Annotated in this window: 15 protein-coding genes and 1 pseudogene; 9 read left to right on the top strand and 7 right to left on the bottom strand. The window is 39.9% G+C overall.

Annotated elements, in window-relative coordinates:
* The first annotated feature begins 256 nt into the window (after positions 1 to 256).
* Entirely contained in the window at positions 257 to 457 is a 201-nt protein-coding gene (gene cspC, locus NZD81_RS17130; RefSeq protein WP_014662910.1) for a cold shock protein CspC, read from the top strand.
* A gap of 289 nt (positions 458 to 746) precedes the next feature.
* Here the strand turns inward: cspC and NZD81_RS17125 are convergent.
* Together NZD81_RS17125 and NZD81_RS17120 are read right to left on the bottom strand one after the other, a co-directional pair.
* A pseudogene (locus NZD81_RS17125) lies at positions 747 to 1,480 on the bottom strand (DMT family transporter); the annotation flags it as partial.
* 301 nt (positions 1,481 to 1,781) lie between these two features.
* Positions 1,782 to 2,663 (bottom strand): AraC family transcriptional regulator, encoded by an 882-nt coding sequence (locus NZD81_RS17120; RefSeq protein WP_148343870.1) that lies wholly within the window; start codon positions 2,661 to 2,663, stop codon positions 1,782 to 1,784.
* A 113-nt stretch (positions 2,664 to 2,776) separates the two neighbouring features.
* Between NZD81_RS17120 and NZD81_RS17115 the strand changes: the two genes are divergently transcribed.
* Positions 2,777 to 3,703: a DMT family transporter gene (locus tag NZD81_RS17115; protein WP_014662914.1), complete on the top strand. Its 927-nt coding sequence runs from the start codon at positions 2,777 to 2,779 to the stop codon at positions 3,701 to 3,703.
* 172 nt (positions 3,704 to 3,875) lie between these two features.
* On the opposite strand, the gene NZD81_RS17110 is transcribed toward NZD81_RS17115, so the two are convergent.
* A complete protein-coding gene (locus tag NZD81_RS17110) occupies positions 3,876 to 4,748 on the bottom strand; it encodes an AraC family transcriptional regulator (RefSeq protein ID WP_282373998.1) in 873 nt (290 codons plus the stop codon).
* A gap of 225 nt (positions 4,749 to 4,973) precedes the next feature.
* Between NZD81_RS17110 and NZD81_RS17105 the strand changes: the two genes are divergently transcribed.
* The 4 genes from NZD81_RS17105 to NZD81_RS17090 all read left to right on the top strand — a co-directional run bounded on the left by NZD81_RS17105 (position 4,974) and on the right by NZD81_RS17090 (position 9,139).
* Positions 4,974 to 6,362, top strand: a complete 1,389-nt coding sequence (locus NZD81_RS17105) for an aminotransferase-like domain-containing protein (protein WP_282373999.1) — start codon at positions 4,974 to 4,976, stop codon at positions 6,360 to 6,362.
* A gap of 113 nt (positions 6,363 to 6,475) precedes the next feature.
* Positions 6,476 to 7,771, top strand: coding sequence for an MFS transporter (locus NZD81_RS17100; RefSeq protein WP_282374000.1), 1,296 nt, complete (start codon positions 6,476 to 6,478; stop codon positions 7,769 to 7,771).
* A gap of 230 nt (positions 7,772 to 8,001) precedes the next feature.
* Complete coding sequence (locus NZD81_RS17095; RefSeq protein WP_069149014.1) at positions 8,002 to 8,370, top strand: hypothetical protein; 369 nt, start codon at positions 8,002 to 8,004, stop codon at positions 8,368 to 8,370.
* A gap of 175 nt (positions 8,371 to 8,545) precedes the next feature.
* The gene (locus NZD81_RS17090; RefSeq protein WP_282374001.1) at positions 8,546 to 9,139 is read left to right on the top strand and encodes a YdeI/OmpD-associated family protein; all 594 of its coding nucleotides are present in this window, start codon (positions 8,546 to 8,548) and stop codon (positions 9,137 to 9,139) included.
* Positions 9,140 to 9,293: 154 nt separating this feature from the next.
* Here the strand turns inward: NZD81_RS17090 and NZD81_RS17085 are convergent, their stop codons facing one another.
* Together NZD81_RS17085 and NZD81_RS17080 are read right to left on the bottom strand one after the other, a co-directional pair.
* Positions 9,294 to 9,953, bottom strand: a complete 660-nt coding sequence (locus tag NZD81_RS17085) for a hypothetical protein (RefSeq protein ID WP_147772978.1) — start codon at positions 9,951 to 9,953, stop codon at positions 9,294 to 9,296.
* Positions 9,954 to 10,266: 313 nt separating this feature from the next.
* A complete protein-coding gene (locus tag NZD81_RS17080) occupies positions 10,267 to 11,130 on the bottom strand; it encodes a DMT family transporter (protein WP_014662921.1) in 864 nt (287 codons plus the stop codon).
* Between the two features lie 154 nt (positions 11,131 to 11,284).
* Between NZD81_RS17080 and pdxR the strand changes: the two genes are divergently transcribed.
* The gene (pdxR, locus tag NZD81_RS17075; protein WP_069149017.1) at positions 11,285 to 12,676 is read left to right on the top strand and encodes a MocR-like pyridoxine biosynthesis transcription factor PdxR; all 1,392 of its coding nucleotides are present in this window, start codon (positions 11,285 to 11,287) and stop codon (positions 12,674 to 12,676) included.
* A 176-nt stretch (positions 12,677 to 12,852) separates the two neighbouring features.
* On the top strand, positions 12,853 to 13,278 hold the full coding sequence (locus NZD81_RS17070; RefSeq protein WP_014662923.1) for a MaoC family dehydratase: 426 nt from the start codon (positions 12,853 to 12,855) through the stop codon (positions 13,276 to 13,278).
* A gap of 37 nt (positions 13,279 to 13,315) precedes the next feature.
* Here NZD81_RS17070 and NZD81_RS17065 read toward each other — a convergent pair whose 3' ends face one another.
* Together NZD81_RS17065 and NZD81_RS17060 are read right to left on the bottom strand one after the other, a co-directional pair.
* Entirely contained in the window at positions 13,316 to 13,888 is a 573-nt protein-coding gene (locus tag NZD81_RS17065) for an alpha/beta hydrolase (protein ID WP_040084078.1), read from the bottom strand.
* 82 nt (positions 13,889 to 13,970) lie between these two features.
* On the bottom strand, positions 13,971 to 14,300 hold the full coding sequence (locus NZD81_RS17060; protein WP_041521251.1) for a winged helix-turn-helix transcriptional regulator: 330 nt from the start codon (positions 14,298 to 14,300) through the stop codon (positions 13,971 to 13,973).
* Positions 14,301 to 14,547: 247 nt separating this feature from the next.
* Between NZD81_RS17060 and NZD81_RS17055 the strand changes: the two genes are divergently transcribed.
* Entirely contained in the window at positions 14,548 to 15,420 is an 873-nt protein-coding gene (locus NZD81_RS17055; RefSeq protein ID WP_014662926.1) for a YitT family protein, read from the top strand.
* Positions 15,421 to 15,485 lie beyond the last annotated feature (65 nt).

Below are 15,485 nucleotides of genomic sequence, written 5' to 3'. Positions count from 1 at the left end.
CAAAAATAAAGAGGGCTAGAACACCATATTGCGATTGGGGTGAATGTCCTCATAAAGCCAAGAAAGATGATTTGAGTCAAGTTTAACAAATAATGCTGTCAATATTAATTTGCAGTTATTTCCGACTCTTGATATAATAAAGAAGAATTATTTTTGTTCGGTGTAAAGGATAGTATGAAGATTGACTTTTCGTCTTGATGTTACTTGGGCAAGGATAGTAACACAATGTGTGGTTACACACTAGGAGGCAACAAAAATGGAACAAGGTACAGTTAAATGGTTTAATGCAGAAAAAGGTTTTGGCTTTATCGAACGCGATAATGGAGACGACGTATTCGTACACTTTTCTGCAATCCAAAGTGACGGATTCAAATCTTTAGACGAAGGTCAAAAAGTAACTTTTGACGTTGAGCAAGGTGCTCGTGGAGCTCAAGCTGCTAACGTTCAAAAAGCTTAATCTTCAATCGTTTATACAAACAGGCTCTTTATAGAGGGCCTGTTTTTTTATGTTCTTTGTAAAATAATCAATAAAAAACCTGCTCAACGTTCGAGTAGGAGATGGTACAAGGTAATAGAAGAGGTAAAACTTCAAAGTTGAAGAAATAGGGGGAAAGAAACCAAAAGCAAACTATATAAAATAGTTTGCTTTTTTTTGGTTATGAATTCACTTGTTTTTCTTTCTCTTTAATCACTAATAAAACACCGCTAAGAATTAAAAACGAACCTATCCAAAATGTCCCGCCTATTTGTTCTCCCAGCAGAAGCCACCCAAGTAATGTTCCAACCAGAGGCTGAAATAGAAAAAGAGGCCTCCACTTGAAGCGTTTAATAGCTGTAACCCGCGATTCCACAATAAAAAGGCACAAGCTGTTGAAACAATTCCCAAATACAGAAGACCACCTAGAATTTTAGGGTCAAGCAGTTGTGACGTAAACATGGTGCTAGGTTTTACAAAAGGAGTTAGCGCCACAATGGCAACAAAAGTTGAATACGTTGTAACAAGTATAGGTGAATAACTGCTTGGAACGCGTTTGATCAGCACTGACATAAGTGCCCATGTAAGTGCTGCAACAAGCAGAGAAATACCGCCAAGCTGATGAGATGTATCAATATGTCCGTTTCCCACAATACATAATACACCTATGGTCGCTAAAATAATTGAGATTCCTTTTTTGATAGTCAATGGTTCCTTGAGTAATAGACGAGCGAATATAACCATAAACGCTGGTGTTGAAGACGTAATAATTGCTCCCATTTGTGCTGAAGACAACATCGTTCCATATTCTTGTGTAACAATTGAAATCGTGTTGCCAACAATTCCAATGGCAATTATTAATAAAAGGTCGCGTTTATGAATTTTCCAAGATTGTCTCTTTATGAAACCAATGATAAGAAGTGCAAGGATGGCGATGACGTACCTCATCCAAACCAATTCAAAAGGCGGAATCACTGCGACAACAACCTTAACCACAACATACATGCCACCCCAGATACTAGCGGCTAAAGCTAAATATATAGAACCTAACAAGGTATTTTTCATTTTTTTGTTCCCTCCGTATTTAAAATTAGGTCATTACATGCCCTAACGGAGAGAAGTAGTCACTTTACTCCATTAAGGGCGGAGAAGTGCTACTGGAACATCATTTTCAAATAGTGGAGCTAAAAACATGTTGATATCACCTCGATTTTTAAGTTGTTTCTCATTATACAATGCCGTTTTTAAAACCGTAAACACTTTAAAGGGTACCATTAACAGGAACCCCATTTCTAAACTTTATAAATTAATGCTTCGTATGAATTTTTTTGTATGTTAATGGTGTCATTTTCATCGCTTGTTGAAATTTACTTATGAAATAACTGGTACTGTTAAATCCAACTTGATAAGACACTTCTGTCACATTGGAGTCAGGGTGCTGGAGTAATAATAAGCTTTTTTGAATTCGATAATCCATTACATAACGTAATGGCGTTTGATTCAGCATTCGTTTAAAATAACGGCAGCATTCAGAACGGCTCAGTTGGCCAGCTTTTGCGATATCCTCTAATGTAATTTTTTCAGCATAATGGAGATGGATCCAATTTAACATTTGTTTCATTCGATGGCTTTTTATCATTTCAGATTGATCGTACTCCAATTGAAAGCCATTAATGACCAGGTTTTTCCACATTAACGTTAATTGCATGGTAATGTCAATCTCATAAAGTGATGTCTTTTGTTGAATCAATTGATTTATTTTTTTTACAGCTTCAAGAATGTTTTTTGCCCAATGTTGATTTCCGTCCAAATATAAATAGGATAAATTGGTTGAAAACATATAGGGCTGAACATAGCTTGAATAAAGTTCTTGAGATAAAACGAAATGGGGTGACACATTTAAGCAAATATACGTACAATCCGAGCCATCCTTTTCTTCTGCCATGTGCAGGCAGCCACTATTGATAAATAATCCATCCCCTTCTTTAACCACTATTTTTTCTTCATTTATTTGAAAGACAGCTATCCCTTTTAGTATCAAAACAAATTGAATTTCATCATGCCAATGAAGCGGAATATAGCCATTTATATTTTGATTGATCCTTGTCTCGTAACAGGCAACCGGTAATTCTACCGTCCGGTGCTCTGTTAATTCTTTTAAATTTTGATCGATCACAAAATTCTTCATTTGGACATCCCCACCTCAATATATTTATATTTTTTTATTATATTTGAGTATTTTTTATAAAGGTATGCATTTATCATAACACTATTATTATATTTATTAGTGAGGAGTCATGTATGAATACTTCCAAAAGAGGAATGGGATTGTTCTATGTTATAACAGGGGCTACATGTTGGGGAATTGGAGGCACGGTAGCTAAAAAACTTTTTCAAGACTATCAAATTGATGTCAATTGGCTTGTAACGACACGCTTGCTTACGGCTGGAATGCTACTTTTAATGCTTCAATTGTTCAGAAAGGACCGGTCTCAGGTTATTGGGGTTTGGAAAAACAAAGCGTCAGCTGGTCAGCTTCTAATTTTTGGCTTATTGGGAATGCTTGCTGTGCAGTACACATATATGGCATCCATTCAACACGGGAATGCTGCCGTTGCTACATTATTGCAATATTTATCCCCAGTAATCGTTATTATCTACTCGCTTGTGCGAAAACAAACTGTTCTTACTAAACAAGATAGCATTACTGTTGTACTTGCTTTAGCGGGTTGCTTCTTTTTGTTAACAAATGGGTCAACGTCTCAACTTTCAGTGCCGGCAGCTGCAGTAGTATGGGGAGTTTTATCAGGGTTCGCGGCAGCTTTTTATACTTTATATGCCGTTGGTTTATTACATAAATTTGATTCTCTTGTTGTAGTGGGGTGGGCAATGATGATCGGCGGTGTTGCATTGAGCTTTATCCACCCGCCATGGCAGCTGGATTTTCAGCGTTTACCCGTTGAAGCGTATGCATATATCTTATTCGTGATATTATTTGGAACAATGATTGCGTTTTGGTTCTTCATAAAAAGCTTGGAAAGCCTTTCTCCCAAAGAAACAAGCCTGCTTGGCAGTCTAGAGCCTCTATCAGCAGTTGTAACAACTGTCGTTTGGTTAAAAGCGCCATTTGGTTTTTTTCAATGGGTCGGTGCTTTCTGTATTATTGGGATAACCTTAATATTAGCTTTAAATAAAGAGACTTCTATGCAGAGTAAAAAGTCGATATGAAAGATTAGGAATCATGCAAATCGGGATATATAAGGGCTTGAACGGTCCAGCAATGAAAAACACTGGTGGAGTTTGAGCCCTCTTCGCTGCATCAGGGATACCAAGGGGATTGCCGCCCTTGGTATGATTTCTTCAAGAACCTTCAATGCCTCTTCCCTGATCGAAAACCGTATTATTTTTTTGCAATTGGTATCCAGATTTCACTTTTAAATGATGGTGATGTTACATCCTTATGCTCATTCCACAGTATTTCCGGGCCTTCTATTTGTTCGTAATTTGACGATGGAAACCATTCGGAATAAATGCGTCCCCACACTTCTTGCAGTGTATCCGGAAATGATCCGATAGCTTCGAATACCGCCCATGTTGAGGCAGGAACTTCTAGCTGTGAGAGGTGATTTGGACACTGCTTTGTTGTAGCTGCACCAATATAATGATCAAGTTCTCCTTTTTCCTCTGCCCGACCTTCAGAAAAATTTGTGGATGCGCTAATGAGCCCTAATGGTGCTACATTAGAAATCGCTTTTAGTTCACTTATTGCTTCTTCATCTAAACTTTCCCACATAGCTGCAATTTCCGGATGAATCCCTTTGAAAATAATAGGAACTCTTTTTGTAATCCCAACAATGCGAAATGCCTCTTTTTCTTCAATGCGATAGTTCATTTCACTTCCTCCTTTGATTGATAATTGGAAGGTCATTTTTGGATAAGCTTTAAGGGAATGGCCATTAAGCCTGGCTTTTGATGGGTTTACGCCATGTAAGTTTTGGAATACCCGTGTAAAAGAATCTGGTGAGTTATAACCGTACTTGATTGCGATATCAATCACTTTTGCATGGCTGTCTTTCAGTTCAAAAGCTGCAAGAGTAAGTCGTCTGCGACGAATATATTCCGATAATGAAATACCTGCAAGGAAGGAAAACATCCTTTTAAAATGATATTCAGAGCAGAAAGCAAGCTTTGCTGCTTCTTTAAAATCAATATCATGAGTGAGATTTTCCTCAATATACTGTAATGCCCTGTTCATACTTTTAAGCAAATCCATTTATTTGGCCTCCTTTAACCAAAGAATAACAGGAGTGAAATGTATATACCCGACATTCTGTGCACAGTTTTGCAGGATGACTTATATGAAATAAAGTAAGTGATTCACTTGTATTTGTACAGGTTTTATTGAAGCATGCTGTTCACAAAAGGCATCAATAAAAGAAAGTTATAATTGTCTTATAAGCAGCACATTCCTATAATTGAGTGAAAAAGGATGCGAATCATGCCTATCAATTCTTTTGAAAACTATCCGATGAGCTGGAAGCCATCGATTGATAAAGCTGAAAAGCCTATTTATAAAGCAATTGCAGGGCAATTGGAACAGGATATTATAAACGGAGTATTATTACCTGGAACAAAACTTCCTCCGCAGCGAGAATTGGCCGATTATTTAGATTTAAATGTGAGTACGATTTCCAAAGCGTTTAAAGTGTGTGAGTTAAAGGGGCTGCTGAGTGCGACTGTAGGGAGCGGCACATTTGTATCGTATGATGCGTTATCGAATGCGTATTTACTTGAGGATACAAAGCCGACACATTTAATTGAAATGGGAGCAATACTTCCAGATCACGCTTCATATGAGCCCTTGTTACACCAGCTGAAAAACATGGTTCAGGAGGAGGATTATGAAAAATGGTTTAGCTACGGCCGGGCAGGTGAAAGCCTTTGGCAAAAAGATGCAGCTGTAAAGCTCATCCAAAGAGGCGGATTTGAAACATCCGTTGAGCACATTTTATTTGCAAATGGAGGACAAAATGCGATTGCTGCGACATTGGCGAGTCTTTGTAAGCCTGGAGACCGCATCGGAGTTGACCATCATACGTACCCTGGCTTAAAAACTGTTGCATCATTGCTTAGTGTGCAAATCGTACCGATAAAATCAGAAAATGATGAAATGAGTCCAGAGTCACTTGAATATGCGTGTAAAAACGAAAATATTAAAGGCTTGTATTTAATGCCGGATTATCATAATCCGACGACTTCCTTTATGTCTGTTGAGAACCGAAGAATGGTTGCAGACATTGCAAAGAAAAATAATCTGTTTGTTATTGAGGATGCATCGTACCATCTTCTCAACAAAAATCCGCTTCCGGCACTCGCCTCATTCGCACCGCAACAGGTTATTCATATTGCAAGTTTATCAAAATCGTTAGCGCCAGGCCTGCGTTTGGCTTATGTAGCAGTGCCGAGACAATATAAGGAGCCAATATCAAAGGCGCTTTATAATTTTAATATAACCGTTTCCCCGCTATTAGCTGAACTTACTGCTCGCACGATTGTATCAAATCAATTTGAAGTCTTAATTGAGCGTCATCGTGAACAAACCATTCGCAGAAATCAACTCGTAAACCGATATGTTGCGGGATATACATGTTTAGGCATTGAAACAGGCATTTTTCGTTGGTTGTTATTACCGGGTAAAATGACTGGTGCCGAATTTGAAGAGTTGGCTGCGCGACATGGCGTGCAAGTGTATGCGGCTGAACGTTTTGTAGTGGGAAATAGTTGTCCTGAAAGAGCTGTAAGGGTTTCTGTCTGTGCACCGAAAACACTTGAAGAGCTTGAGCAAGGATTAATGATCCTAAGACGTTTGCTAGACGGCCTTACCTAATATTGTTTGCCATACAATTATGAGATTGTATGGCTTTTTTGTGCATGTTATGATGATCCACATCTAGAGGAAGGTTTATACAAATTTAGGCTTTTAGAAAGGAAGGTCAGAATATGGCAGACAAGGACAGCGTAAAAGCAATAGACGTCCATACAGCTTCGTTAAAAAGCTACATCAATTCCCCAGAAAAACAAAAATCGTTATACAAGCGTACATTATTCGTTGTGAGTATCTCACAAATTTTTGGCGGTGCAGGGCTGGCGGCAGGGGTGACTGTCGGTGCGCTTATTGCACAGCAAATGCTAGGCACCGATGCGTTTGCGGGTCTGCCTTCTGCTTTATTTACTTTAGGGTCAGCAGGATCCGCATTCATTGTTGGTAGGCTTTCTCAACGTTACGGCCGTCGCACAGGTCTTTCAGCTGGCTTTATGATTGGCGGACTTGGAGCAATAGGAGTGTTGATGGCAGCAATTTTAAATAGTATTTTCTTGTTATTTGCTTCATTGCTTATTTATGGTGCAGGAACAGCCACAAATTTACAAGCCCGTTATGCAGGCACAGACTTAGCAAATCATAAGCAGCGAGCGACAGCTGTTAGTATGACAATGGTTTTTACTACATTTGGTGCAGTGGCGGGTCCAAGTTTAGTGAATGTGATGGGTGATTTTGCTCTTTCTATTGGTGTTCCTTCACTTGCTGGTCCGTTCATTTTAGCCGCAGCAGCATATATGTTAGCAGGTGCAGTCCTTTTCATCATGCTTCGTCCAGATCCTTTAGTTATAGCAAGAACAATAGAAGCGGCAAATGTAGAGCCTGGTGATAAACGACATGTGGCGGCTGCTGAGCATACAGAAAACAAAAAAGGCATCATCGTTGGGGCAACGGTTATGATTCTTACTCAAATTGTAATGGTAGCTATTATGACAATGACACCGGTTCATATGAGTCATCATGGGCATAGCTTGGGTGCTGTCGGTCTTGTTATTGGTTTTCATATAGGTGCTATGTATCTCCCTTCACTGGTTACAGGTGCCCTTGTTGATAAGCTGGGACGTACTGCGATGGCGATTGCTTCTGGAACGACACTTCTTCTGTCAGGTGTAATAGCAGCATTTGCTCCAGGTGATTCTATGGTTTTTCTTATCATTGCTCTTTCTTTACTTGGATTAGGGTGGAATTTTGGCTTGATAAGCGGGACTGCCCTTATTGTAGATTCAACTGATACTGCCACACGAGCTAAAACGCAGGGGACAGTGGATGTTCTGATTGCCTTGTCAGGAGCTGCTGGCGGAGCATTATCTGGAATGATTGTGGCAGGTTCAAGTTTCCTCGCATTATCACTTACTGGAGGGATTTTGTCCTTATTACTTATTCCAGTAGTGGTATGGTCTAGGGCGGCTAAGGTGTAGGATTGTTTAGATTCCATTAATTTGTTATATTGTTAGATAAAGGTTTGTGAGTCGTTTAATATTCTAACCAAATATGAGTTTTTTCTTTAAATCTAGTTAAATAAGCCATTTTGCTAAATATGACTTATCGCTGTGACATATGAATGCATATCTTTCATTAGGTAACATAAAATGGTAATCGGCGTTAAAAAAAGGCCGGAATACTCGCTTTAGGTGAAGGAGTCATAACGTTGTTAAAAAGAATTTCTCTTGTTTTTGTTACATTAATGATGTCCATCGTTGCTGTTTTAGTGGCTGCCAAAGACTCCCCTGGAGATCACGTCATTTCATTTGATCAGCCTATTATCTTATTAATCTCAATTGGGATCGTTGTATTTTTATTTATCCCGCCATTAGCCATGTCTTTTTTCGATAACGGGGTTGTAAGAATCATATCAGGGGTATACCAATGTTTTATCGTTTTCACTTTTCTGGGGCTCATTCCGATTGGATTTCTTATTCCCAATGGCTTTTTGACAATTATGGTTTCTATTGCTGGCACTTTAGTCAGTATAGCTAGTGTTGCAGTGACTTTATGTATTGGGAACAAAACAAGGTGAGAAGGCTATATGGGCCTTCTCTTTTTATGTTGTTGCATCATCTCCACTTTCAGCTTAATCTATTACATAATAAGAGCAGGAACATATAGAAGAATAAAATAAACACCGAGATGTCAAAAACACGAGGAACCAATTAGCCTTAATTAAAAATGCCTGGAAAGAGGGGAATTCCTTCATGACAAATAGCAGAACGAATCCGAAGGTTGATGATTTTTTAAATAAAGCGAAAAAGTGGAAGGAAGAATTTGAGAAGTTGAGAACCATCATTCTTGACTGTGAGCTGACTGAAGATTTTAAGTGGATGCATCCTTGTTACACATACAATAATAAAAATGTCGTTTTAATACACGGGTTTAAAGAATATTGTGCGCTTCTGTTTCACAAAGGTGCCCTATTACAGGATGTCCACGGAATTCTCATTCGACAAACGGAGAATGTACAGGCGGCGCGCCAGATTCGGTTTACTAATGTTCAGGAAATAAATGAGATGGAAACCATTTTGAAAGCCTATATTCAAGAAGCCATTGAAGTTGAAAAAGCGGGTTTGAAGGTGGAAGTTAACAACAATATTGAATTGTGCATTCCTGAAGAACTTCAAAATAAATTCGATGAAATCCCTGAATTGAAAACTGCTTTTGAAGCATTGACCCCGGGACGGCAAAGAGCATACACTCTTTATTTTTCTCAAGCCAAACAATCCAAAACCCGAGAATCAAGAGTTGAAAAATATGTGCAAAAAATTCTCGATGGAAAGGGATTAAAGGATTAGGAATGATCTATTCGAACGACGATAAACAGTGCCTATATAGGCAAACGCAGCTTAATAGGATAGTTTCTATAGAAGAAAAACAAGCATAGTAAGATGCTTGTTTTTTCTTATCTGCCTATTATGAATTAGTCAGGTGCAGGCAAACGTAAACTGTTTAATGAATCATCATGATAGTAATGAGCCGCTTGATTTTTTCATCATCGCCTGTATCAACGTACACTTTTTTTGTGTCTTTTATGATACTCTCAGTCACTTCCCGCATGACGCCTTTTTCGAGATTATCAGCGGAATCCCAGCGTAAAGGCACATTGTATACATGAATCGTGCCATCCCCATTGCCATGATAAGTGACTGATCCATCCACTAAACGAGAACCTGCTAACTGGGTCACATCTTCTGGATAGCTGGCACTTGTATCATCATTAGGGTTAATTGGCTCACCAGCTGAAATATGCCGAACATTTAATTCATCTATCTCTTGATTGGGTCCAAGTTGAAGCCAAACTCTGGCATATTCGATTTTCTCAGAAGAGTATGCTGCCAATACATTGTCTTCTTTGCTTTTCTCTTCTTCTGAAGTGGTCTCATTTGAAGCTTTTGTTGCGGGTTCTTCTGATCCTGTTTTTAGCTCGGATTCATCCTTGCGTATTTTGGTGCTGTCTTCAGTCTCAGTGTGTTTTTCGTCAGATTGTACAGCAGAAGCTTGATTTGAAGGTTGATGTGCTTCTTCATCCTTACTGTCCGTACATCCAGCAAGTAAAATCATGAGCAGCAGGGCAGTATTGCAATAACAAATCTTTCTGTGTTTCTTCATTCTTTCATTCCTCTCCATTAACTCAGGCCAGCTTCCTATATAAATTGCTGTATCTAAATATTACCATGGAATAGATAGGATGTTATTGAAAACGGTTTAAGAATAGGAAACAATCTTAAATAGCATCGCCAAAACTTAAGAATTCTTAAGAAGTTTTGCCCCTTTTTCTTCAGGTTTTGAATGTAGAGTGGGATATAAATGCAAAACAAATACGATATGCCTTATCCGCCTCGACCGCATACAAAATACCAAGGGTTGCTGGCCCCTGGTATTTTTATGCCTTCATGTATTATTGAGGTTTACGCTAAAGGCCTTACTTTGCAAATCGCCGAGCAGCAGCAACGCACATGATAACGGCGATATTTACTGCTACGAGTGTCCAGCCCACTTTCTCGTGCAGAATCACTGAGGCAAGCAGCAATCCAAAAAAAGGCTGGAGAAGCTGGAGCTGCCCAACCGCCGCAATCCCCCCTTGGGCAAGACCTCGATACCAGAACACGAAGCCGATCAGCATGCTGAATAAGGATACATATGCAAGACTGAGCAGCGCGGGAACGCCGATGCCCGACCAGGAGTCCGGTGTAAAAAAGAACGACAATGGCAGCATAAGAGGAAGCGACAGGACGAGTGCCCATGAGATCACCTGCCAATTCCCAAGACGCCGTGAAAGCTTGGCCCCTTCTGCATAACCAAGACCGCATACAACGATGGAAGCCAGCATGTACACATCGCCTAGCGGAGATGAACCCCCCCCTTGAATCAGGGCGAAACCTGCTACCAGCAAGCTGCCGGCAGCTGAGAAAATCCAGAAGACGGGCCGAGGGCGTTCACCCCCGCGCAGTACGCCGAAAACCGCCGTTGCGAGTGGAAGGAGTCCAATGAAGACAATGGCGTGTGCGGATGTGACATGCTGAAGCGCTAAAGCTGTCAGCAACGGGAAACCAATCACTACGCCGAACGCGACCACTAACAATGAAATGAGGTCTCTTTTGGCAGGATGCTGCTGCCGGAAGATGAGAAGGAGACCTCCCGCCAGTACACCAGCTATCGCAGCACGGCAAACGGTGAGAAATAACGGATCGAAGTCTAACACAGCCATACGGGTCGCAGGCAGCGAGCCGCTGAAAATGAGTACGCCTATAAAACCATTTATCCAGCCATTTGTTGTTTTGTTCATTATAATCACTCCACATATGTTTCTTGTTCATTGTCTGTATTTTCTTAACAAAGCCGGTAGCTAAGGATTACAATGACTATAAACTGGAATTGGCCTTTTTTAAACGGCCAGTTTTCATAAAAAAATGCATACCAGTTAGGAGAACAACGTGCAAATGGATATCACGCCTTTTTTGAATAGAAATCTGGATCGTCCGCTTTATCAACAGCTTTATCGGTATTTTAAAGAAAATATGCATCAGGGCCGTATTCAAAAAGGAATGAAGCTTCCTTCAAAAAGGCTCCTGGCGAATCAGCTTTCCATCAGTCAAACGACTGTAGAACGTGCCTATGAACAGCTTGCTGCTGAGGGTTATATAGTGAGCAAGCCAAGAAGCGGGTGGTTTGCTGATTATCATAATTCTGATTTTGCCTATGGCAGAATGCCAAGCACAGCACCCATTCAACAAGAAACAGAAGAAAGCAAACAATGGATTGATTTCCACTATGGAAATGTAGATTCTTCTTACTTCCCTTTTTCCGCATGGAGAAAAAGCATGGTCAATAGTTTGGACCGATATGGACACGAGCTTTATCGGCCGGGACATGTGTTAGGAGAGTTTGAGTTGAGAACACTCATTGCAGAGTACTTGTATCAATCTCGGGGAGTTCATTGTGCCCCTGAACAAGTGATTATAGGTGCCGGGAACCCTATTCTTCTGCAAATCTTGTGCCAAGTTTTTGAGCCGAATATTTCTATAGGATATGAGGATCCTGGTTATCCAAGAGCACGCAAGATTTTTGAAGCCAATCGCATGAAGATTGTTCCAATACCAGTCGATGATGAAGGAATCTGTATAAAGAAGATCAAAGAACAGCAGCCAAATCTTGTATATGTCACACCTTCCCATCAATTTACGCTGGGAACAATCATGACGATCAATAGAAGAATTCAGCTCCTCAAATGGGCGGCTGAAAATCAATCCTTTATCATAGAGGATGACTATGACGGGGAATTTAGGTACACAGGACAGCCGGTTCCTTCTCTGCAGGGGCTTGATCAGCATAACCGCGTCATTTATATGGGCACTTTTTCTAAGTCTCTTTTGCCCTCGCTGCGTATCAGTTATATGATTCTTCCTTTGCCTCTTTTAAAAAAAGGCCATGAAATCACGTCCTTATATAAGCAGACAGTGTCCTGCCACAGTCAGTTAACGCTAGCTGAATTTATAAAAAATGGAGAGTGGCAGAAACACATCAACAGAATGAGAAAACTTTACCGTAAAAAAAGAGCCATTGTATTAGAGGCAGTGCAAAGGGAGTTAGGAGAGCATGTTAGGATTCGCGGAGAAAACTCTGGACTTCGTATCTTACTTGACGTTTATTTGCCATTTGGTGAAAAAGAGTTAATTGAGAAGGCGAAAAAACATGGCGTAAAAGTTTATCCTGTTTCTCCTTCTTATCAACATCATCCTCCTGTAAAAAGGATCTCACTTGGATTTGCAGGGGTGTCTGAATCAGACATAAGAGAAGGCATAAAAAAACTCAAAGCCGCTTGGGAGATATGAGGGAGCTTTCAGTTTTGCGAAAAACCCAAGTGACGATTAAGTGTTGAGAGCTGTTCAGTTTCCAGTCTATGATAAGCCTTGCGTCATTCCATTCTCTTAAACGAAAACCAGAGTTTTTGATTTGCTCATCACAGTGCTAAACTAAACATAGATAATGAAAAAATAGAGGTGTAAGAATGAAGTTAGATGAGTTTACAATTGGCCAGATTTTCAAAACGAAATCATTAAAAGTAACAAAAGATGATATTATGCGGTTTGCGGGTGAATTTGACCCTCAGTATATGCATGTAGATGAAGAAAAAGCGAATAAAGGCAGATTTAATGGAATTATCGCTTCGGGCATACAAACACTGGCCATATCTTTTAAACTTTGGATTGAAGAAGGCTTCTATGGAGACGATATTATAGCCGGAACAGAGATGAATCATATGACATTCATAAAACCCGTATATCCGGATGATGAATTGTTTACAATTGTTGAAGTTATTGATAAGCAGCCAAAGAGAAATGAATTGGGAATACTCACTGTATTGTTATCTACTTATAATCAAAAAGAAGAAAAAGTATTTGAAGGTGAATTATCCGTATTGATAAAACGATAACTCAGAAAGCCCGCTTTCCTAAAGCAGGCGAAAGATTTTAGCAAGTTTCTTTTGAAAAATAAGAGGTTAAAACATCATAAACAATAGGCAAAGAAGTAAATCCCTCATCTTCTAGAAAATGACCTCCGTGCTGAACTTCATATAACGCAGCGTCAATGTGTTGTGCCAGATCCTTGCTGAATGAAAAAGGCACAATTTGGTCGTCCTTAGAAGCAATGACAGCACGGTGCTTCGCGGACTCGATGATTTTTTGATGATCAAACGATCCCTGTGTAAATTCATCTAGCATCTGTAAAGTGGGCAACGATTTGGCAAAGCCGGAAACAAGGATGATTCCGCCAAGCTGTTTTCGTAATTGAATATGTTCTAAAAATCTCAAAATGGCGGGGCACCCTAAGCTGTGCGCAACCAAATACGTATTTTCGTGTAAAGTGTGCTGATATAAAGAGAGTGTATCCAGCCAATCCTCAAGTTTTGGCTGGAGCGGATTAGGCATGTTTAAAATGTCTGCTTGGACCCCATCCGCGAGCAGACGTTTTTTCAGCCAAGGGAACCAATGATTTGTTGAGGAGGCTCTGTAGCCATGAATGATATAGACTTGTTTTGTCATTTTTTCCTCCTAAGAAATATTTTCATTCAGTATAAAATTCCTCTCATTGGGAAACAAGTACGCACTTTTTTGTAAGTAGCTTTTACGTATGAGGCATTCCTTGTGCCATTCCCCACTTACACATTTCATCTATAAGGGGATACAAAGACAGCCCTCTGTCAGATAACGAATACTCTACCTTCAGAGGTGTTTGAGAAACCTCAGACCGATGAATAAGGCTGTCAGTTTGCAGCTCTTTAAGCTGTGCGCTTAACATTTTATGGGTAATGGAGGGCATAGCCCTTTTCAGCTCGCCGTATCTCATCGTTTTTTCACACCCTAACTCATAGAGAATTCTCATTTTCCATTTTCCCCCTATAAGAGATAAGGTGTATTCAAACGGGGCTTGTTTACTGCGGCAAAGATTATTCATTGTCATTAACCCTCCTTTTTTAAGTATCATATCAGAATAAACCAGGATTTTCGGTGTTGAGGTTTGAAGGGCCTGGCGGGTAAAATTTGAGGGGGCAAGTTCTCTCGGCCGCGTACATGAATGTTCTCATTCAAAGAGGGTTACCTTACTGTTAATTACTTTATTTAAAAAAACGCATGTTTTTAGCTGAAAATAACTATTATGGTATATTTAAATATAACGAAATATAAGAGAAATGAGGAATGGTATGAATACACCCAAAAAACATAAGAAATTTAAAGCGAAAATGATTTTCCAAATCATCATGGTTATCATTGGAGGAATCATAGCGGCATATGGACTAGAAACAGTACTCATTCCAAACAGTGTATCCGATGGAGGGGTGACGGGTCTTAGCATCGTTGGTTCACAGCTCTTCAACTTGCCGCTGGGGATTTTGATTGCGGTTATCAATATTCCATTTGTCTGGTTAGGATATAAGCAAATTGGGAAAAGCTTTGCATTATTATCAATTATCGGAATCATATCGCTTGCCGCGGGGACAAGCTTTTTCCACCACACACCCGCTATCATAGAAGGAGATACCCTGTTAATTACCGTTGTCGGCGGGATTATCCTTGGATTCGGAATGGGGCTGGCGCTGCGTAATGGCGGCGCATTAGATGGCATTGACATGCTTGCTGTGCTGCTATCCCGAAAACTGCCGTTTGGAACGAGCGATCTCATCCTATTCTTAAACCTTTTTGTGTTTATTTTTGTTTCCACAGTATTTGGCTTACAAGGGGCATTGCTTTCAGTCATTGCTTACTACATTGCATCCAAAGTGATTCATGTTGTTGAGGAAGGTTTAAGCGGGTCCAAAACCTTCCAAATCATTACAACAGAACCCGCATTAATGGTAGAGACAATACGTGAACAATTAGGCCGAAGCGCCACATATAAAGAAGCTTACGGGGGTTTTTCCCACGAGAAATTTAAAGAAATCACATGTGTCATCAACCGCTTAGAAGAGACCAAACTAAAGGAAATTATTAATGATATTGATAAAACTGCCTTTGTTACCGTGTATGATGTAGCTGAAGTGAAGGGCAGCAATTTTAGAAATCTCAATCATCATTAGAAAAAAGAATGACTTTAACTGACATGCCGCCGATAAATATAATCAAAAACACTTTTTGAGGGCTT

It is taken from the genome of Bacillus sp. B.PNR1 (assembly GCF_030386235.1).
Lineage (GTDB): Bacteria > Bacillota > Bacilli > Bacillales > Bacillaceae > Bacillus > Bacillus stercoris.
The sequence above is the reverse complement of the archived record's forward strand: the minus strand, read 5'-3'. Positions and strand labels throughout refer to the sequence as shown.

Excerpts from the sequence above, each read along its gene's own strand:
- cspC (WP_014662910.1), top strand. The coding sequence starts at position 257 with ATGGAACAAGGTACAGTTAAATGGTTTAATGCAGAAAAAGGTTTTGGC.
- NZD81_RS17120 (WP_148343870.1), bottom strand. The coding sequence starts at position 2,663 with ATGAAGAATTTTGTGATCGATCAAAATTTAAAAGAATTAACAGAGCAC.
- NZD81_RS17115 (WP_014662914.1), top strand. The coding sequence starts at position 2,777 with ATGAATACTTCCAAAAGAGGAATGGGATTGTTCTATGTTATAACAGGG.
- NZD81_RS17110 (WP_282373998.1), bottom strand. The coding sequence starts at position 4,748 with ATGGATTTGCTTAAAAGTATGAACAGGGCATTACAGTATATTGAGGAA.
- NZD81_RS17105 (WP_282373999.1), top strand. The coding sequence starts at position 4,974 with ATGCCTATCAATTCTTTTGAAAACTATCCGATGAGCTGGAAGCCATCG.
- NZD81_RS17100 (WP_282374000.1), top strand. The coding sequence starts at position 6,476 with ATGGCAGACAAGGACAGCGTAAAAGCAATAGACGTCCATACAGCTTCG.
- NZD81_RS17090 (WP_282374001.1), top strand. The coding sequence starts at position 8,546 with ATGACAAATAGCAGAACGAATCCGAAGGTTGATGATTTTTTAAATAAA.
- NZD81_RS17085 (WP_147772978.1), bottom strand. The coding sequence starts at position 9,953 with ATGAAGAAACACAGAAAGATTTGTTATTGCAATACTGCCCTGCTGCTC.
- NZD81_RS17080 (WP_014662921.1), bottom strand. The coding sequence starts at position 11,130 with ATGAACAAAACAACAAATGGCTGGATAAATGGTTTTATAGGCGTACTC.
- pdxR (WP_069149017.1), top strand. The coding sequence starts at position 11,285 with ATGGATATCACGCCTTTTTTGAATAGAAATCTGGATCGTCCGCTTTAT.
- NZD81_RS17070 (WP_014662923.1), top strand. The coding sequence starts at position 12,853 with ATGAAGTTAGATGAGTTTACAATTGGCCAGATTTTCAAAACGAAATCA.
- NZD81_RS17065 (WP_040084078.1), bottom strand. The coding sequence starts at position 13,888 with ATGACAAAACAAGTCTATATCATTCATGGCTACAGAGCCTCCTCAACA.
- NZD81_RS17060 (WP_041521251.1), bottom strand. The coding sequence starts at position 14,300 with ATGAATAATCTTTGCCGCAGTAAACAAGCCCCGTTTGAATACACCTTA.
- NZD81_RS17055 (WP_014662926.1), top strand. The coding sequence starts at position 14,548 with ATGAATACACCCAAAAAACATAAGAAATTTAAAGCGAAAATGATTTTC.